We start from the raw sequence: 17,455 nt of genomic DNA, 5'->3' as shown, positions 1-17,455 counted from the left end.
CGGCCGTGGACGGAGCTTCGGCGGGGCCGCCGGCGCCGGTAAGGGCTAAAATGAAACCGGGCGGGTTGCGCCCGATGCAAAGCAAAGGCAAGCAATGACACAACTGAATGACCTCGTTCAAATCCTGGGTTCGGCCAACGTGTTGACCGGCGCCGACGCCGACTCCTACGTCGAAGACTGGCGCGGACGCTACCGCGGCCGGGCGCTGGCCGTGGCCAGGCCGGGCAACACCCAGGAAGTGGCCCAGGTCGTCAAGTGGTGCATAGCAAACAAGGTGCCCGTCGTGCCGCAGGGGGGCAATACCGGCCTGTGCGGCGCGGCGACGCCCGACGCCAGCGGATCGGCCCTTGTGCTTTCGCTCGGACGCCTGAACCGCATCCGCGGCATCGACACCGACAACGACACCATGGAAGTCGAAGCGGGCTGCATATTGCAACAGGTGCAGCAAGCGGCGCGCGAGGCGCAAAGGCTGTTCCCGCTAAGCCTGGCGGCCGAGGGCAGCTGCACCGTAGGCGGCAATCTGGCGACCAATGCCGGCGGCACGCAGGTGCTGCGCTACGGCAATGCGCGCGAGCTCGTGCTGGGACTGGAAGTCGTCACTCCGCAAGGCGAAATCTGGCATGGCCTGCGGGGCCTGCGCAAAGACAACACCGGCTACGACCTGCGCGATCTGTATATCGGCAGCGAAGGCACGCTGGGCATCATCACGGCCGCCACGCTCAAGCTCTACCCCCTGCCCGTGGCCCAATGCACGGCGCTGGTGGCCCTGAATTCCGTCGACGACGCGGTGGCTCTGCTGTCGGTGGCGCGCCGCGGTTTCGGCGCGGCGCTGACGGGCTTCGAGCTGATCGCCGGGTTCTGCCTGCATCTGGTCAACCGGCAGTATCCGCAGCAAAGGCTGCCCTTCGAGGGCGATTCCGCAACCATGCCCTGGTATGCCCTGCTCGAGATTTCCGACAGCGAAAGCGCCGATCATGCGCGCGAACGCTTCGAGGCCATCGTGGGCGAAGCCTTCGAAGCCGGTCTTGTGGCCGACGCGATCATTGCCGAGAACATCGCGCAAAGCAAGGCCTTGTGGCATTTGCGCGAAAGCATTCCGCTGGCCGAGAAAGACGCCGGCAAAAGCATCAAGCACGACGTGTCGGTGCCGGTGTCCAGGATGTCGTCCTTCATCGCAGCGACCAATGCCGCCCTGCAGGCGCGCTTTCCGGGCATCGAGCATGTCATCTTCGGGCATCTGGGCGACGGCAACCTGCATTACAACGTGGCGCGCGGGCAGGCCTTTTCCGAAGACGAGCTTTTATCGCATCAGGACGCCGTCTACGAGATCGTGCACGACAACGTCCACAAGCTGGGCGGCTCGATCAGTGCGGAACACGGCGTGGGGCAACTGAAGCGCGACGTTCTGCCGCGCTATAAAGACCCGGTCGAAATGGCCCTGATGCATCGGATCAAGCAGGCGCTCGATCCGCAAGGCCTGATGAACCCCGGCAAGGTGCTGGCTCAGCCCGCGGGCAGCACGGTGGCCGCGCAGTCGCCGAATCCGATCGAAGGATAGCCTTCTTTCCGGCAGTAGGCGTGCATGATGACGCGATCGTAGTCTTCCAGGAAGCAGCGGTCTTCGCCCCAGGGCAGCGCGACGCATTCCTTGCCTCCCCGGGTGGTTTCCAGCAAAGAGCCTTCCTGGCCGGGCGCCGGCCCCGAAAGCGTGCCGGTGCCCAGCAGGTCGCCGGGCCGCAGGTTGCAGCCGTTCACGGTATGGTGGGTGATCAGCTGCGCAATGCTCCAATACGCCTCTTTGAAATTGCTGCGTGCCAGTACATGGGGCTCGTGCCGGCCGGCGCGCGACTTGCGCGTGCTGAGGGCCACTTCGAGCTGGATGTCGATGGCGCCCGCGGCGGAGTTCTGCTCGGAAGCCAGGTAGTCCAGCGGCTGCGGATCGTCGGCGGGACGCTTGAAGGGAGCTCGAAAGGGCGCCAGGGCTTCCAGCGTGACCACCCAGGGTGAAATCGTGCTGGCGAAATTCTTGGCTAGAAAAGGCCCCAGCGGCTGGTATTCCCAGGCCTGCAGGTCGCGCGCCGACCAGTCGTTCAGTATGCAAAGCCCGAACACATGTGATTCGGCCTCGTCCATGGCGATGCGGCGGCCCTGGACATTGCCGCAGCCCACGAAGACGCCCAACTCCAGTTCGTAGTCCAGGCGCTGGCTGGGGCCGAACGAGGGGGTGCGGGCGTCGGCCAGGGGCCGGGTCTGCCCCATGGGGCGGAGAAAGTCGGCGCCCGAGACATTGATGCTGGAGGCCCGGCCGTGATAGCCGATGGGCACCCATTTGTAGTTGGGCAGCAGGGGGTTGTCGGGCCTGAAAAGGCTGCCCACCGCCGTGGCGTGGTGCAGGGAAATATAGAAATCGGTGTAGTCGCCGATGTGCGCCGGGAGCTTGAACTGGGCCGTGGCGTGTTCGCTCAGCAGCGGTTCCAGCCTTTCGCGATGAGGCGAACCGGCGCGCAGCGCGCGCGACAGGGCCAGCCGCAGGGCCGACCAATGCTCGGCATCCAGGCCCATCAGCGCATTGAGCGAGTCGCCCCGGCAGGCGTCCAGCGCCCGCGCGGCGGGACCGCTGAACGGCTGCTGCTCGGCCAGCGCGCGCAGGTCGAGTATCTGCCGGCCGATGGCAACGCCCGGACGGAAGTCGTCGCCGTCGGCGGGCTTGTAGATGGCATAGGGCAGATTCTGTACCGGAAAGCGGCAGTCATGCTCGTTGGCCGATTCGACCCAGCTCTTCAGGTCGGGTTGATGGGTTTCGTTCAGCGCGGTCATGATGTCTCCGGGTTGGGGGCCGCATGCGTGACGTCTCGGGCGGCCCAGGGGGGCGGCGTCACGGCTGCCTGGGATCGAAACGCTTGGACAGGTTCTGCCAGCACTGCAGATAGTCCTTTTGCAACAGGGGTGAATCGAGCGCCTGGGCGGTGGGATGGATGACGCGCCGCGTTTCGAACATGAAGGCCAGGGTATCGCGCAGGTATTGCGGCTTGCCGGTATCCAGGGCCAGCGCCTTGGCGAAGGTGTCGGCGTCCGGACCATGGGCGGACATGCAGTTGTGAAGGCTGGCGCCGCCCGGCAGAAAGCCCTCTGTCTTGGCATCGTACACGCCCTGGATCAGGCCCATGAATTCGCTCGCCACATTGCGATGGAACCACGGCGGGCGGAAGGTGTCTTGCATGACCAGCACGCGCGGCGGGAAGACGACGAAATCGACGTTGGCGGTGCCAGGTGTGTCCGAGGGCGAGGTCAGCACCGTGAAGATGCTTGGATCGGGGTGGTCGAAGCTGATGGAGCCCACCGCATTGAAGCGGCTGAGCTCATATTTGTACGGTGCATGCGTGCCATGCCAGGCCACCACGTCGAGGGGAGAATGGTCCATCGAAGCGCGCCACAGTCGGCCGCCGAACTTGGCGATCAGTTCGTATTCGCTGTCGATGTCCTCGTACCAGGCCACGGGAGTCTGGAAGTCGCGGGCGTTGGCCAGGCAATTGGAGCCGATCGGCCCGAGCTCGGGCAGGCGCAGCGGCGCGCCGTAGTTTTCAAGCAGATACCCGCGGGCCGTGTCGTCGTGCAGTTCGACGCGGAAGCGGATGCCGCGCGGAATGACGGCGATTTCAGCGGGAGCCACATCGATCAGGCCCAGCTCGGTGGCAAGCCGCAAGCGGCCCTGCTGCGGCACGAACATCAGCTCGCCGTCGGCGTTGTAGAAGTGCCGGCCCTGCATGCCCGCGTTGGCGGCATACAGATGAACGGCCACGCCCGAGAGATCGTCCGGGCTGCCGTTGCCCGCCCAGCTGCGCACGCCGTCGATGAAATCGGTGGCTGTCTCGGGCAGGCCCATAGGGCTCCAGCGTAGCGGCTCGGGAGGAGTGGGCGCGTCGCCGAAGCGGCTGGCCCAGCCATGTGCTTCATAAGGGGTGAACGCGGTCTGCCCGGCCGCCGCCGGGCGGATGCGATAGAGCCAGGAGCGGCGGTTCTCCACGCGCGGAGCGGTGAAGGCCGTGCCGGACAGCTGCTCGGCATACAGTCCATAGGGACAGGCCTGGGGCGAGTTGCGCCCCGGCGGCAAGGCCCCCGGCAGCGCCTCGGTGGCCCAATCGTTGCAAAAGCCGGTCTGGTACTGCAGGGAAGTCATGGTAGATCTCCAGAAGGGGAGGGGACTTCTATGGAGGTGCTTCCTCGATGGCATATTATCATCGCGAGGAGCCCGGATTATTCATCCACCAGCCATTTCCCCTGATGAATCCGCACGATGACGCGGGCGCGCTCGTCCAGGCCCACGTGATCGTCGGGCGTCATGTTGTACACGCCTTGCGTGCCGCTGAAGCCGCGCGTGGCCTCCAGCGCATCGCGCAGGGCGGCGCGGAATTCGCGGGTGCCGGGGCGGGCCGTCTTCAAGGCGACGGGTATGGCGTGCTCCAGCAGCAGATAGCTGTCGTAGGCGTTCGATATGAAGGTGGTGACGGTGCCTTTGCCGTAGGCTTGCTCGTAGCGCGAAATAATGTCCAGCGACAGCTTGCGCGAGGGGCTTTCGGGCAGCTGCTCGGCGACCAGCAGCGGCCCGATGGGCAGATAAGTGCCTTCGCAGTCCTTGCCGCATACGCGCAGGAAATCATTGTTGGCCACGCCGTGAGTCTGGTATATGCGGCCGGTGTAGCCGCGCTCTTTGAGGGCCTTCTGGGGCAGCGCGGCCGGCGTGCCCGAGGCCGCGATCAGGATGGCATCGGGCTTTGTGGCGATCAGCCGGAGCGCCTGGCCGGTGACGCTGGTGTCGGTGCGCTGAAAGCGCTCGCTTGCGGCGATCTTCAGGCCTTCGGCCTGGGCGAGCGGTTTGAGCGCATGCCAGTATCCTTCGCCCGTGGCGTCCGAGAAGCCGATATAGCCGACGCTCTTGATGCCGGTGCGCACCATGTGCTGGACGATGGCTTCCACCATCATTGCGTCGTTCTGCACCGACTTGAAGACCCATTTCTTCTTCTCGTTCATGGGCTCGATGATGGCGGCGCCCGCTCCCATGGCCATCAAGGGCGTGCCCGTCTCCGCGGCGACTTCGGTAATCGCGATTGAATTGGGCGTGGTCGTCGATCCGATGAGCGCGTCGACCTTGTCGTCGTTGACGAGCTTGCGCACGTTCTTCACCGCCGTTGTGGGGTCCGACGCGTCGTCCAGCATGATGTATTGGATCGACTGGCCGGCCACGCTGTCCGGCAGCAATTGCAGGGTGTTTTTCTCGACCGTGCCCAGGGAAGCGGCCGGGCCCGTCTCCGACACGGTGATCCCTATCTTTATCTGGGCGGACGCGGTGTGTGCCGCGCCCAAAGCGGTTGAAAGCAATATTGCGGCGATGGCCAGTTTCATGATTGTCTCCGGTAGTGTTATTGAGTCGTTGCCCGTTTGTCGAGTCGTTGCCGGGCTGGAAGAATCCCGGGCCTCATCCCGGCGCGGGAGGCGGCCCTTCCTGTGCGATCAGGCGGTCCAGGATGCGGCGGTACCGCACCGGTCCCGCGTCGATGGAGAGCAGGGTGGGGGACAAGGGCGCGGATGCGCGATCGATCGCGCGCTGCTGGCCGCGTATCATGGGTTCATCCTGCTCGGCGAAGGCATAGCGGCGCAGTTCGCCCAGTTTGCGGCCTATGGCCTCTTTCTCGGCTTCCGGAAAGGGCAGCGGGTTCTGGCGTATGGCAACGAAATGGTAAAGCGTGCTGCGTTCGGTCTGGGGGGTAAGAAGGTGGATGCCGTAGATGCCGGTGCCCTGCTCGCGCGCGTCGCCCACAGCCTTGACCCCGGCGTCGTTCAGCAGATTACAGGGCGCGGTCCAGCGCATCGACGCCCATAAGTCGACCGGCTCGCCATCGCGGCGAAACAGCATGTCGAAAAGCCCGGGCGGCGGCACATCGGGCATGTAGCGGCTGACCGTGAGGCTTTGGCCCGCTTCTTGGAGGTCGATCTGGGCGTCCACCGTCTGGGCGTTGCCCAATATGCCGTCATGCAGGAACGAGACATGGCTTAGATCGAGCAGGTTGTCCACCACCAGCCGATAGTCCACGTTCATCTCCAGATGATCGCGCATGCTGGTCACGCCCGGGTCCGCGCGGTCCAGCAGTGAATAGTCGGGAATCGCGGACAGGTCGGGCTCTTGTTCGCCCGGCCACACCCAGATCACCGTATGCTTTTCCACCGCGGCGTAGCGGCGGACCTGCAGCCCCGCGGGCCGTCGACCGTCGCCGTGGGGATTGCGCACGCAGCGGCCCTGCATGTCGAACTCCAGGCCGTGGTAATTGCAGCGCAAGAGCCGTCCGTCGCCGCAGACGCTGCCCAGGTGCAGGGGCGCGAAGCGGTGCGGGCATCGGTCCTGCAGGGCCGAGACCGAACCGTCGGGCGCCCGGATCAGCACCATGTCCTCGCCGAGCAGGGTGCGCGGCGTCGGCGTGCCGGGCCGCAGGTCCTGGGACCACATCGCCGCATACCATCCGTTACGTAGCCATGTCATGGCTTCCTCCTTTTACCCGTTCGTCGCGAATCATGCGCTGCAGGATGGAGCGGAACTGCATCAGCGCCGCGTCCGCCACGATGGCCACCATGTCTCCTTCGGGGCGGCTGTCGATGATGCGCTGCTGGGCTTCGATCATGCGGCGGTCTTCTTCGAAGGCGGTGACCACGCTTTGGTAGATGCTGTCGGTCACCGAGGCATCGTCAAGGGCGAAGTTGTGCGGGACCGCCCAGAAATAATGCGTGGTGGATGCGGTCTCGGGGGTCAGGGCCTGGCAGCTGCGAAACTCGAGCGCATCGTGGCGCTTGCCTTCCCGGGCGCCCGTGTCCGCGGCCTGTACGCCCGAATCCATCAGCAGCACGCCGGGCACCCAGAAATCGTAGATGTACCAGCGGTCGACATCCCCCGGGAACCGCCCCACTTTTTGATGGAAGGGCGCCGGCTGGTCGTCGAGAACCCAGCGTTCGACGTTCACGCCCCGCTCCATGCGGCGGATGGCGGGACGTTGTCCGGCCAGCGCGTCGGTGCCTCCCAAAGTGTCCGGATGGACGAAGGTGAGATGGGAGAAATCGAGCAGGTTGTCGATGATATAGAGATAGTTGGCCTGATAGTGCATGTAGCCCGGCTTCATGCGCCATTCCGGGCTGTCCAGCGAAAAGGTATCGGGAATCAGATCGGGGTCGGCCTTGTCGGCATCGCCCATCCAGATCCAGACCCAGCGCTTGCTTTGCACGACGGGATACGTGCGCACGCGGGCCTTTTCGGGTATCTGCGGCTGCCCCGGGATTTCGATGCAGACGCCCCGCGCGTCGAACTTGAGGCCGTGATACATGCACCGGATGGCGCTGCCTTCCTGGCGTCCGAGCGACAGCGGCGCCCAGCGATGACAGCAGCGGTCTTCCAGGGCCGCCACCTGGCCGTCCTCGCTGCGATAAAAACAGATGTCCTGGCCGAGGATCTTGCGGCTGAGCAGCTGGCCCGGCACCACTTCGTGGTCCCAGGCAGCCACATACCAGCTGTTGTACAGAAATTCGCCTGTCTCCATGAGTGCACCCTGGTTTTCATCTAATTAAATGCGCTTAACATGGTTATAAGTTAGTGGTAACGCTTAACATTGTCAAGCGAATTTACTAGAATGGCATGCAGCCATCTACGCCACAGGATTCTTATGTCGCCCAGTCCCAAAATACCTATTTCAGGTCGATTGCGAAGCAGCGCCCCAAGAAGGGATCGTGCCGAAGCAACGCAAGACGACCAGGAAAAGCCCCAGAAGGGCATTGCATCGGTGGAAACCGCCATCAATCTGCTGCGGATCGTGGAAACGGCGGGCCAGCCCATGGCCTTGAAGGAAATCGCGTCGGCCGCTCGATTGAGCACCGCCGCCACGCACCACTATCTGGTCAGCCTGGTGCGGACCGGCCTGGTGCGCAGAAACCCGGCCACCAGCCAATACGAGCTGGGCCAGTATTCACTGCAGTTGGGCCTCACGGCGCTGCGCCGCCTGGACCTGGTGGAGGCCGCCAGCGAGGCCCTGCGGCAACTGCGCGATCAAACGGGGGAAAGCTGCTTCTTCTCTGTCTGGGGAAGCCATGGCACCACCATCGTGAAATACCTCGAAGGCGTGCATGCCGTGACCGTCGAGGTCCGGCTCGGGCTGGTGCTGCCCCTGCTCGGGTCGGCCACGGGGGCGGTCTTTCTCACCTGGCTGCCCGATGCGGCGCTCAAGCCGGTGCTGGACAGCGAATATGGGCGCGACGGCCCGATTCCCGCGAAGCGGATCGAGCGCATCCGCGCCCAGGTCCGGCGCGACGGCTTCGGCATCACGCAAGGCGGCCTGCTGCCGCGCATCGGGGCTCTGGCCGGCCCGGTCTTCAATCACGAGGGGGAACTGGCGGGCGCCTTGACCATATTGGGATGGAACGACGAGCTGGACACGTCGCGCGAAGGCAGGCCGGCGCAGGTCCTGATCGAACAGGCGCGCGAAGTGTCGGCCAGGCTCGGCCACCTCGGCTGACAGCCGAAGCGGCGGATTCATCGCGCCGCCTGGTTGGCGCTGCTGTCTATCGGCGCTGGCAGCGCGGACAATAATAGGTGGCGCGCTGGCCCTGCACGATGCGGCGGATGGGCGTGGCGCAGACCCGGCAGGGTCGATTCTCGCGGTCGTAGACCGCCGCATGTATCTCGAAATACGACCCCGGCTGCCCGGTGGCATTGACGTAGTCGCGCAGGGTGCTGCCGCCGGATGCCAGGGCGTCGTGCAGGGTGGCCCTGATGGCTTGGCACAATCGCTCGCAGCGCTGCAGCGACAGGCGGCCCGCGGGGGTCGAAGGGTGGATGCGGGCGCGGAACAGGGCTTCGGAGGCATAGATGTTGCCGACGCCGACTACGATACTGCCGGCGAGCAGGGCCTGCTTGATGGCCACGCGCTTGCCGCGCAGTTGGGCATGCAGAAAGGCCGGCTCGAGCTCGGGCCCGAAAGGCTCCACGCCCAGCTTGGCCAGCAGGGGGTGAGCCAGCAGGGGGCCGTCGCGGCTGTCGTGCCACAGCACCGCGCCGAAGCGGCGCGGATCATGCAGCAAGAAGCGGGCGTGGTCGAATATCCATTCGATGTGGTCGTGCTTGCGGCGGGGCTCGTCCAACGGCGCGCTGCGCAGCGAACCCGACATGCCCAGGTGGACGATCATGGTGCCGTGGTCGAAGTTCAGCAGCAGGTACTTGCCGCGCCGCTCGCAGCTTTGAACGACCTGGTCGGCCACGCGGGCGGACAGGTCGGCGGGCACCGGCCAGCGCATGCGCGGTTCGTGGACCAGCAAACGGCGCAGCGGACGGCCGGGCATGATCGTCGCAATTCCGCGACGCGTGGTTTCAACTTCTGGGAGCTCGGGCATGGCAGGGTGCTAACATCGCTAAATCTGATAATGTATTTTCGCCATTTTGCGCTTTCCGTATCGGCGCCGCAGCGGCGGTTCATGAATGAAACTATCCAGTCTTCTGTTTTGGGCAGTATCGGCAAGTTTGTGTGTACAGTTTCCCGCTGAGGGGCGTGCGGCGCAAGACGAGGTCGTCGAGCAGATACGCTTGCGCGCCGGCGAGCCGCCGGCGATAGGCCTCACATCCGAACTGCTGTACCGCATACTGCTGGCCGAGATCGCCGCCCAGCGCGGCGACTTCGACGTCGCCAGCGCACAGTTTCTGAGCCTGGCAAAGGATACCTCCGATCCGCGCCTGGCTCAAAAGGCGTTTCGGGCGGCCATCATCGACCGCAACATGGCGCGCGCGAATGAAGCCGCGCAGCAGTGGGTCCTGCTGGCGCCGGGCGATCCCGAGGCGGTGGCCAGCTCGCTGGCCCTGGCGGCGTCCAACGGGCAGACGGCCGGCATGGCCTCGGCTTTATGGAAGCGCATCGAGCAGGCCGACGACAAGAGCACGGCCATCCTGCAGGCCGCGGCCATCATTTCCAAGCTCAACGACAAGAACGTGGCGCTGGACGTGCTCGAGCGCACGCTGCGCGCGCCCGTCCGCTCGCTTCCGATCTCGCACGTGGTGCTGGCGGATGCCGCCTGGGCGGCCGGCGACCCTGCGCGCGCGCTCGAAGAGGCCCGCCAGGCGCAGTCGCTCGACCCCAGCCTGGAGTCGGCCGCCCAGCGCGTACTCGAATACGGCATGAGCGTCGACCCCGAAGCGGCGATGACCGAGGCCCGCGCCTTCATACAGGCTCATCCGGATGCGGCCAAGATCCAGCTTCTGCTGGCCAACCACCTGGTGCGGCGGGGGGATTTCGACGGCGCCCTGAACGTGGTGCGCACCCTGCGCCAGCGCACGCCCGAGGACTTCGACCTGCTGTACACCGAGGCCGAGATCAATTTCCGGGCCGACCGGCTCGAGGCCGCGCGCAGCCTGCTGCTGCAATACGTCAACGTGCAGACCCAGCGGCGCCAGGCGGTGGACGACCGTGTGACGGACGCCATGGGAGACACTTCGGACGCCCGCCTGATGCTGGTCAAGATCGCCGAGAAGCAGGGCGACCTGGCCGAGGCCATACGCCAGCTCGAACAGATCGACGATCCGTCGCTGGTGTTCCAGGCGCGCATCCACAAGGCGGTGCTTGAAAGCCGGCAAGGCAATCTGGCCCAGGCCCGGCGCACCATCGATGCGCTCAAGCCGGCCGACGACCGCGAGCGCGCCGTCATCGCCCTGACGATGTCCTCCATACTGCGCGAGGCCGGCCGCACCGAGCAGGCGGTCGAAGTGCTGGTCGAGGCCGACAAGAAGCTTCCCGATACGTCCGAGATCAAATATGACCTGGCCATGCTGTACGAGCGGCAGGGCCGCTTCGAAGAATTCGAGGCGCTGATGCGGCGTGTCATCGAGCTTCAGCCCGACGACGCCAACGCCTACAATTCGCTGGGCTATACCTTCGTCGACCAGAACACCCGGCTGGACGAGGCCCGCGACCTGCTCGAGCGGGCCCTGGAGCTCGAACCCGACAACCCCTACATTCTCGACAGTGTGGGCTGGTACTTCTATCGCGTGGGCGACTACGAGGCTGCGCGCGAATACCTCGAACGCTCATACGAACTGATGCCGGCGGCCGACGTCGCCGCCCATCTGGGCGAGGTGCTGTGGCACCAGGGGCGGCGCGACGAAGCCCGCCGGATATGGCGCGCCGCGCTCGCCAAGGACGCCGACAACGAAGTGCTCAATAAAACGATGCAACGCTTTGGGGTATCGCGCTGATGCTTGACACATTCCTTCCCGCGCGCCGCCGTCTGATGGCGGGCGGCTTGTCCGTGGCCGTGGCGATGCTTGCCGGCTGCGCTTCGCCGCCCAGCATCGAAGGCGCCGCCGACGGGCCGTCCTTCGATCGCGGCGGCCGCTTCGCGCTGCTGGTCGAGTACCGCGGCGGCAAGCAGGACGCCGTGCAGGGCGGATTCGCCTGGCGCGACACGGCCGCCGGGCAGCGGCTGGACCTGGCCAATCCCCTTGGCAACACGCTGGCGCGTATCGACGTCCAGCCGGGTCGCGCGCTGCTGACGCGCAGCGACGGCACGACCGAGACGGCCGCCGACCCCGACGCGCTGGTCGAACAGGTGTTGGGCAGCCCCATCCCCGTGGGCGGCCTGCGCGACTGGTTGCGCGGACGGCTTGCGCCGGGGCCTTCCGAGCATGTCGAGAAAGGCGCCGACGGCCGCCTGTCCCGCTTTGCGCAAAACGGCTGGCGGGTCGAGCTGTCCCGCTACGACGAGCTCGGTCCCCGCCTGCTGCGCCTGCGCCGCACCGAACCCGCCCGCGACATCAGCCTGCGGCTGGTAATTGATCAATAGCCGGCTTATGCGTCTTTATGACGTTCCGGCGCCGGCCAAGCTGAACCTGTTCCTGCACGTCACCGGGCGTCGCGAGGACGGCTATCATCTGCTGCAAACGGCTTTCCGTTTCGTCGATCTGTGCGACACGCTGCACTTCGAGCGGCGCGGCGACGGCCTGATCGCGTGCGATAACGCGCTGCCCGGCTTGCGAGCCGAAGAGGACCTGATCGTGCGGGCGGCCCGGGCGCTGCAGCAAGCCGCCGGCATCAAGTGGGGCGCGCAGATATCGTGCGAGAAGCGCATCCCGGCGGGGGGCGGCCTGGGAGGCGGCTCCAGCAATGCCGCAACCGCCCTGATCGCGTTGAATCGCTTGTGGGACACCGGTTTGAGCCGCCGGCAACTGATGGAACTGGCGCTGCCGCTGGGCGCGGATGTGCCCGTATTCGTCTTCGGCCGGCCGGCCTTTGCGGAAGGCGTGGGCGAGGTGCTGACGGACATCGAGCTGCCCGAGCGGGCCTACCTGATTGCGCGGCCCGCCCAGCATGTTTCCACCCCGCACGTTTTTACCGACCCTGGCTTGACACGGGATACAAAAAGCATCAAAATAACGGTCTTTGCTGATTGGCAACTTGAACAGCAAGCGAAGCAGATGCAGGCGGGCCAAATACAGGGCATGCGGGCTGGTTTTTTTGGCCGCAACGACCTGGAGCCAGTGGTTAGGGCCCGGTATCCCACGGTTGAAAAAGCGTTGGCTTTTTTGGCCGAACACGGAATACCGGCACGCATGACCGGTTCAGGGGCCTGTGTTTTTGCCGAGTTTGTAACGTATGATCAGGCTGTGCTGAATCAGCAAAAAATAATCGGTAAAATACCTTACTGTGGCGACACGGTTCCGGTCATCGATGCAACGTGGGCCTGCCATGGGTTGCTCGATCACCCCCTGAGGTATTGGACCAAAGATTAATTGGGGAATCGCCAAGCTGGTTAAGGCACTGGATTTTGATTCCAGCATGCGAAGGTTCGAATCCTTCTTCCCCAGCCATTTTCACGCAGCCATGGTTGACGGCCATTGGCGCATACAACAAGCTGTTGAGTCAGCGCGCTTCACCGGCGCGCGTCAACAGCTTTATTATTGACGCCACGGAATCTCATCCATCATGGCAAATGACAGATTCATGATCTTCACCGGCACCGCCAACCCCCGTCTGGCGGTCGACGTTGTCAATCATCTGGACATGTCGCTCGGCAAAATGACCGTAGGCCGTTTCTCCGACGGTGAAGTCATGGTCGAAATCAACGAGAACGTGCGCGGCAAAGACGTTTTCGTCCTGCAGCCCACCTGTGCTCCCACCAACGACAACCTGATGGAAGTCATGGTCATGGTCGATGCGCTGCGCCGGGCATCGGCAGGGCGCATCACCGCGGCCATCCCCTATTTCGGCTATGCGCGGCAAGACCGCCGGCCGCGCTCGGCGCGGGTCGCCATCTCGGCAAAGGTCGTGGCCAACATGCTGCAGGTCGTGGGCGTCGACCGCGTCATGACGATGGACCTGCATGCCGACCAGATACAGGGCTTTTTCGACATTCCCGTCGACAACGTCTATGCCGGCCCGATTCTGCTGGGCGACATCTGGCGCCGCAACTACAAAGACGTGGTGGTGGTTTCCCCCGACATCGGCGGCGTGGTCCGGGCGCGGGCCCTGGCCAAGCAGCTCGAGGCCGACCTGGCCATCATCGACAAGCGCCGCCCGCGCGCCAACGTGTCCGAGGTCATGAACATCATCGGCGAGATCGACGGCCGCACCTGCATCATCATGGACGACATGGTCGACACCGCCGGCACGCTGTGCAAGGCCGCGCAGGCCCTGAAAGAGCGCGGTGCGCGGGCCGTCTACGCCTATTGCACCCATCCCGTCCTGTCGGGCGGCGCCGTCAATCGCATCAACGAATCCGAGCTCGACGAACTCGTGGTCACCGACACCATCCCGCTGTCCGAAGAAGGCAGCGCCTGCGGCAAGATCCGCCAGCTGTCCTGTGCTTCGCTGCTGGGCGAAACCATGCTGCGCATTTCCAACGCCGAGTCGGTCAGTTCGCTGTTCGTCGAGTAAGCCCATCCGCCTTCCTGCTGGTCGCGGCAGGAAGGCGATAGCGCGCAGCGCCATGCGCTGCGTTTTTGAACGGGGCATCAGCCCCTTATGTTTTGGAGTACATCCATGAAATTCAACGCCACCCCGCGTAGCGTACAAGGTACGAGTGCGAGCCGCCGCCTGCGCCACGCTGGCCGTGTTCCCGCCATCGTCTACGGCGGCACCGAGCCGCCCGTCAATATCGAGCTGGATCACAACGAGATCTTCCACGCCCTGCGCAAAGAAGCCTTCCACGCTTCCATTCTCGACATGCAGCTCGAAGGCAAGACCCAGCAAGTGCTGCTGCGCGCAGTGCAATGGCATCCGTACAAGCCCCAGGTCCTGCACGTCGATTTCCAGCGCGTCCTGGCCCAGCAGGCGCTGACCACCAAGGTGCCCCTGCACTTCATCAATGGCGACTCCTCGCCCGCGGTCAAGGTAAGCAAGGCCATCATCAGCCACGTGCTGACCGAGCTTGAAATCCACTGCCTGCCCGCCGACCTGCCCCAGGCCATCGAAGTCGACCTGAGCTCCCTCGAAGCCGGCGCGACCCTGCACCTGGCCGATATCCAGCTGCCCAAGGGCGTGACCTTCGTGGGCCAGGGCGAAGCCGCCAACCCCGCGTTGGCCACCGCGCTGGTCAAGGGCGGCGGCGCATCGGCTGACGACGCCGAGGGCGGCGAAGACGCTGCTTCGGGCGACGAACCCGCGGCCGAGTAATTGCTTCCGCGCATGGGCGCCGGGGCGGGCCATGCCCGCCGACGGCGCCGACGACCCCCTCTGGCGCGCGCCATAGGGGGTTTTGCTTTTGTGCTTTACGATAGCGCTTTTGCATCATGAGCTCGTTCGGACGCGCAGTTCGCGTGTCCGTGGGCAGCACATCAATAAAGACAGTGTTATGAAACCAGCTATTCGCCTCATCATCGGCCTGGGCAATCCCGGCCCCGAGTACGAAGCCACGCGGCACAACGCGGGGTTCTGGCTTGCGGATCAGCTGGCCGACGACCTGCATGCTTCGTTTACGCTCGAGAAAGGCTTCTCCGCCTGGGTGGCGAAAGCCCGCGTCGATGGCGAAGCGGTATTGCTGGCCAAGCCGACCACCTTCATGAACCGTTCCGGCCAGGCGGCCGGTGCGCTGATGCGCTTCTACAAGCTCACGCCCGCACAAGTGCTGGTGCTGCACGACGAGCTCGATCTCATGCCGGGCCAGGCCAAGATCAAGCAGGGCGGGGGGCACGCCGGCCACAACGGGCTGCGGGACATCCAATCGGCTTTCTCCACCCCCGACTTCTGGCGTCTGCGCATCGGCATCGGCCATCCGCGCTCGCTGGGCCTGGCGCAGCAGGTCGTGGGCTTTGTGCTGGCTCCGCCCCGGCGCGACGAACTGCTCGAGATCGAAAAGGCCCTGGAACGCAGCCGGGTCGTCGTGCCGGCGCTGTTGCGGGGCGATTTCGATCAGGCCATGCAGCAGCTTCATGGCGGCAACAGTGTGCAGGGCGTTTGATGTCTGCCGCGCCTGACGGGGCCCGCGCGATGACGTTTCGCCAGGAGTGGCGCGACTTCCTGCGCTTCGTCGTCAGGCCGCGCGCCGCGCCGCGCCTTCCGCGCCGGCCGGGCCACGGCGAGTGGCTGGACTGGTTTCCCGATGTGTCGGCGGGCCGCCTGCTTCGGTGGGCCGTTGTGCTGTGGGCGATCAACCTGCTGTTTCTCGGGCCGATCGCCCTCGCTGCGGCGGGCGCCGGCGGCGCCGAGCACCGGCTCGACCTTGGCAACATCCCATGGCTGCAAGCCCTCATCTGGGCGCCCATCGTCGAAGAGTTGACGTTTCGCCACGGACTGCGCCAGCCGGGCAGAGCGGTCTGGCTGGTTCCGGCCTGCGTGGTCGCCCTATTGGCAGGCCCCAAATGGTACGCGGTGGCCCTGGTGGGCGCCGTGGTGCTGCTGTGCTGGTGGCCGTATTTGCGGCGAGCCCCGGCAAGACCGGCCGCCTTGCCCTGGCGCTGGCGCCGCGCCTATTTGCGCGTGTTTCCCTGGGTGGTGCATGGCTCCTGCCTGCTGTTCGCCGCGGTGCACCTGAATAACTTTTCGTTGAACCAGACGCCGTGGTGGCTGATGCCGCTGCTGGTGCTGCCCCAGTGGCTGACCGGCCTGGCGCTGGCATGGCTGCGCGTACGGCGCGGCATAGGCGCCAGCATGCTGCTGCACGGCATGTTCAATGGCGGACCTTTGCTGGTGGTATGGCTGGTCCTGCAATGGATGCCCCTGCCGCCAAGTTAGAATAGCCCCTATTTGCTTGCGATTTTTCGCTCTATTTATTTTTCAGGACTCCCATGGCTTTGCAATGCGGCATCGTTGGCCTGCCCAACGTCGGAAAATCTACTTTGTTCAACGCCCTGACCAAGGCGGGCATTGCGGCGGAAAACTATCCCTTCTGCACCATCGAGCCCAATGTGGGCGTGGTCGAAGTGCCCGATGCCCGGCTGGCGGCGCTGGCTGAAATCGTCAAGCCCGAGCGCGTTCTGCCCGCCGTGGTTGAATTCGTCGACATCGCCGGCCTGGTCGCCGGCGCGTCCAAGGGCGAGGGCCTGGGCAACCAGTTCCTGGCCAACATCCGTGAAACCGACGCCATCGTCCACGTGGTGCGCTGTTTCGAGGACGAGAACGTCGTCCACGTCGCCGGCCGCGTCGATCCGATCTCCGACATCGAGGTCATCAACACCGAGCTGGCCCTGGCCGACCTGGCGTCCGCCGAGAAAGCCCTGCAGCGCCATCAAAAGACGGCCCGCTCCGGCGACAAGGACTCCATCAAGATGGTGGCCGTGCTCGAGAAAATCATTCCCGTATTGAACGAGGCGCGGCCCATCCGCTCGCTGGCGCTCGAAGAAGACGAACTCGCCCTCATCAAGCAGTTCTGCTTCATCACCGCCAAGCGCTGCATGTACGTGGCCAATGTGCGTGAAGACGGCTTCACCGGCAACCCGCACCTGGACGCCGTGCACAAGTACGCCGAGGCCGAGCACGCGCCCGTGGTGGCCGTGTGCGCCGCCGTCGAGGCCGAGATCGCCGAGCTCGACGACGAGGACAAGGCCGTGTTCCTGGAAGACATGGGCATGGACGAGCCCGGCCTGAACCGCGTCATCCGCGCAGCGTATTCCTTGCTGGGACTGCAAACCTATTTCACGGCCGGCGTCAAAGAGGTGCGCGCCTGGACCATCCACATCGGCGACACCGCGCCCCAGGCCGCCGGCGTCATCCACACCGACTTCGAACGCGGCTTCATCCGCGCGCAAACCATCTCCTACGACGACTACATCGCCTGCAAGGGCGAGCAGGGCGCCAAGGAGGCTGGCAAGATGCGGGCGGAAGGGAAGGAGTATGTGGTGAAGGACGGGGATGTGTTGAATTTCTTGTTCAACGTCTAAGCAGCCGGTGCTGAATCTTCAGGTTGATACTCGCTATGCAAATAGAGGTAATAGCCAACTGAAAATAGG

The 17,455-nt window shown here is 65.0% G+C and carries 16 protein-coding genes and 1 tRNA gene; 11 read left to right on the top strand and 6 right to left on the bottom strand.

Annotation, left to right across the window (positions count from 1 at the left end):
- Positions 1-94: 94 nt before the first annotated feature.
- Positions 95-1,558, top strand: a complete 1,464-nt coding sequence (locus CSC67_RS00515) for an FAD-binding oxidoreductase (protein ID WP_118992568.1) — start codon at positions 95-97, stop codon at positions 1,556-1,558.
- On the opposite strand, the gene fahA is transcribed toward CSC67_RS00515, so the two are convergent.
- From fahA to CSC67_RS00490, 5 genes are all read right to left on the bottom strand, one after another.
- Positions 1,504-2,817, bottom strand: coding sequence for a fumarylacetoacetase (fahA, locus tag CSC67_RS00510; RefSeq protein WP_118992567.1), 1,314 nt, complete (start codon positions 2,815-2,817; stop codon positions 1,504-1,506). The two genes, CSC67_RS00515 and fahA, sit on opposite strands and share 55 nt — an antisense overlap.
- A 58-nt stretch (positions 2,818-2,875) precedes the next feature.
- On the bottom strand, positions 2,876-4,177 hold the full coding sequence (gene hmgA, locus CSC67_RS00505; RefSeq protein ID WP_118992566.1) for a homogentisate 1,2-dioxygenase: 1,302 nt from the start codon (positions 4,175-4,177) through the stop codon (positions 2,876-2,878).
- A gap of 77 nt (positions 4,178-4,254) precedes the next feature.
- Positions 4,255-5,400 carry an ABC transporter substrate-binding protein gene (locus CSC67_RS00500; RefSeq protein ID WP_118992565.1) on the bottom strand — a complete coding sequence of 382 codons (1,146 nt, stop codon included), beginning with the start codon at positions 5,398-5,400 and terminating at the stop codon, positions 4,255-4,257.
- A gap of 73 nt (positions 5,401-5,473) precedes the next feature.
- Positions 5,474-6,532: an aromatic ring-hydroxylating dioxygenase subunit alpha gene (locus tag CSC67_RS00495; protein WP_118992564.1), complete on the bottom strand. Its 1,059-nt coding sequence runs from the start codon at positions 6,530-6,532 to the stop codon at positions 5,474-5,476.
- Positions 6,516-7,577 (bottom strand): aromatic ring-hydroxylating dioxygenase subunit alpha, encoded by a 1,062-nt coding sequence (locus tag CSC67_RS00490; protein WP_118992563.1) that lies wholly within the window; start codon positions 7,575-7,577, stop codon positions 6,516-6,518. Before CSC67_RS00490 ends, CSC67_RS00495 begins: the two co-directional genes overlap by 17 nt.
- A 123-nt stretch (positions 7,578-7,700) precedes the next feature.
- Here CSC67_RS00490 and CSC67_RS00485 point away from each other — a divergent pair, with 123 nt between their 5' ends.
- Positions 7,701-8,546 (top strand): IclR family transcriptional regulator, encoded by an 846-nt coding sequence (locus CSC67_RS00485; protein WP_167752698.1) that lies wholly within the window; start codon positions 7,701-7,703, stop codon positions 8,544-8,546.
- Positions 8,547-8,592: 46 nt separating this feature from the next.
- Here CSC67_RS00485 and mutM read toward each other — a convergent pair whose 3' ends face one another.
- Positions 8,593-9,420: a bifunctional DNA-formamidopyrimidine glycosylase/DNA-(apurinic or apyrimidinic site) lyase gene (mutM, locus tag CSC67_RS00480; RefSeq protein WP_118992561.1), complete on the bottom strand. Its 828-nt coding sequence runs from the start codon at positions 9,418-9,420 to the stop codon at positions 8,593-8,595.
- An 85-nt stretch (positions 9,421-9,505) separates the two neighbouring features.
- Here mutM and CSC67_RS00475 point away from each other — a divergent pair, with 85 nt between their 5' ends.
- The 9 genes from CSC67_RS00475 to ychF all read left to right on the top strand — a co-directional run bounded on the left by CSC67_RS00475 (position 9,506) and on the right by ychF (position 17,386).
- Positions 9,506-11,269, top strand: coding sequence for a tetratricopeptide repeat protein (locus CSC67_RS00475; protein WP_245220077.1), 1,764 nt, complete (start codon positions 9,506-9,508; stop codon positions 11,267-11,269).
- Positions 11,269-11,856: a lipoprotein insertase outer membrane protein LolB gene (lolB, locus tag CSC67_RS00470; RefSeq protein ID WP_118992559.1), complete on the top strand. Its 588-nt coding sequence runs from the start codon at positions 11,269-11,271 to the stop codon at positions 11,854-11,856. Before CSC67_RS00475 ends, lolB begins: the two co-directional genes overlap by 1 nt.
- A gap of 7 nt (positions 11,857-11,863) precedes the next feature.
- Positions 11,864-12,802: a 4-(cytidine 5'-diphospho)-2-C-methyl-D-erythritol kinase gene (gene ispE, locus CSC67_RS00465; protein WP_118992558.1), complete on the top strand. Its 939-nt coding sequence runs from the start codon at positions 11,864-11,866 to the stop codon at positions 12,800-12,802.
- Between the two features lies 1 nt (position 12,803).
- Positions 12,804-12,880 (top strand) — tRNA-Gln (locus CSC67_RS00460).
- A 115-nt stretch (positions 12,881-12,995) separates the two neighbouring features.
- Positions 12,996-13,946, top strand: a complete 951-nt coding sequence (locus CSC67_RS00455) for a ribose-phosphate pyrophosphokinase (RefSeq protein ID WP_167752697.1) — start codon at positions 12,996-12,998, stop codon at positions 13,944-13,946.
- Between the two features lie 105 nt (positions 13,947-14,051).
- Positions 14,052-14,684 (top strand): 50S ribosomal protein L25/general stress protein Ctc, encoded by a 633-nt coding sequence (locus CSC67_RS00450; RefSeq protein ID WP_118992556.1) that lies wholly within the window; start codon positions 14,052-14,054, stop codon positions 14,682-14,684.
- Between the two features lie 178 nt (positions 14,685-14,862).
- Positions 14,863-15,468, top strand: a complete 606-nt coding sequence (gene pth / locus CSC67_RS00445) for an aminoacyl-tRNA hydrolase (protein WP_118992555.1) — start codon at positions 14,863-14,865, stop codon at positions 15,466-15,468.
- Complete coding sequence (locus tag CSC67_RS00440) at positions 15,468-16,241, top strand: CPBP family glutamic-type intramembrane protease (RefSeq protein WP_118992554.1); 774 nt, start codon at positions 15,468-15,470, stop codon at positions 16,239-16,241. Before pth ends, CSC67_RS00440 begins: the two co-directional genes overlap by 1 nt.
- A 53-nt stretch (positions 16,242-16,294) precedes the next feature.
- Positions 16,295-17,386, top strand: coding sequence for a redox-regulated ATPase YchF (gene ychF, locus CSC67_RS00435; protein ID WP_118992553.1), 1,092 nt, complete (start codon positions 16,295-16,297; stop codon positions 17,384-17,386).
- The last annotated feature ends 69 nt before the right edge of the window (positions 17,387-17,455 follow it).

The organism is Pusillimonas caeni (assembly GCF_003545815.1).
In the GTDB taxonomy this organism is placed as follows: Bacteria; Pseudomonadota; Gammaproteobacteria; order Burkholderiales; family Burkholderiaceae_B; genus Pusillimonas; species Pusillimonas caeni.
Note: the sequence above shows the minus strand (reverse complement) of the source record. Positions and strands in the feature narration are given on the sequence as shown.

What these genes read in the sequence shown, in the direction of transcription:
- lolB (WP_118992559.1), top strand. Translation starts at nt 11,269, where the DNA reads ATGCTTGACACATTCCTTCCCGCGCGCCGCCGTCTGATGGCGGGCGGC.
- ychF (WP_118992553.1), top strand. Translation starts at nt 16,295, where the DNA reads ATGGCTTTGCAATGCGGCATCGTTGGCCTGCCCAACGTCGGAAAATCT.
- hmgA (WP_118992566.1), bottom strand. Translation starts at nt 4,177, where the DNA reads ATGACTTCCCTGCAGTACCAGACCGGCTTTTGCAACGATTGGGCCACC.
- CSC67_RS00450 (WP_118992556.1), top strand. Translation starts at nt 14,052, where the DNA reads ATGAAATTCAACGCCACCCCGCGTAGCGTACAAGGTACGAGTGCGAGC.
- CSC67_RS00515 (WP_118992568.1), top strand. Translation starts at nt 95, where the DNA reads ATGACACAACTGAATGACCTCGTTCAAATCCTGGGTTCGGCCAACGTG.
- CSC67_RS00485 (WP_167752698.1), top strand. Translation starts at nt 7,701, where the DNA reads ATGTCGCCCAGTCCCAAAATACCTATTTCAGGTCGATTGCGAAGCAGC.
- CSC67_RS00490 (WP_118992563.1), bottom strand. Translation starts at nt 7,577, where the DNA reads ATGGAGACAGGCGAATTTCTGTACAACAGCTGGTATGTGGCTGCCTGG.
- CSC67_RS00495 (WP_118992564.1), bottom strand. Translation starts at nt 6,532, where the DNA reads ATGACATGGCTACGTAACGGATGGTATGCGGCGATGTGGTCCCAGGAC.
- ispE (WP_118992558.1), top strand. Translation starts at nt 11,864, where the DNA reads ATGCGTCTTTATGACGTTCCGGCGCCGGCCAAGCTGAACCTGTTCCTG.
- CSC67_RS00455 (WP_167752697.1), top strand. Translation starts at nt 12,996, where the DNA reads ATGGCAAATGACAGATTCATGATCTTCACCGGCACCGCCAACCCCCGT.
- CSC67_RS00475 (WP_245220077.1), top strand. Translation starts at nt 9,506, where the DNA reads ATGAAACTATCCAGTCTTCTGTTTTGGGCAGTATCGGCAAGTTTGTGT.
- mutM (WP_118992561.1), bottom strand. Translation starts at nt 9,420, where the DNA reads ATGCCCGAGCTCCCAGAAGTTGAAACCACGCGTCGCGGAATTGCGACG.
- CSC67_RS00500 (WP_118992565.1), bottom strand. Translation starts at nt 5,400, where the DNA reads ATGAAACTGGCCATCGCCGCAATATTGCTTTCAACCGCTTTGGGCGCG.
- fahA (WP_118992567.1), bottom strand. Translation starts at nt 2,817, where the DNA reads ATGACCGCGCTGAACGAAACCCATCAACCCGACCTGAAGAGCTGGGTC.
- CSC67_RS00440 (WP_118992554.1), top strand. Translation starts at nt 15,468, where the DNA reads ATGTCTGCCGCGCCTGACGGGGCCCGCGCGATGACGTTTCGCCAGGAG.
- pth (WP_118992555.1), top strand. Translation starts at nt 14,863, where the DNA reads ATGAAACCAGCTATTCGCCTCATCATCGGCCTGGGCAATCCCGGCCCC.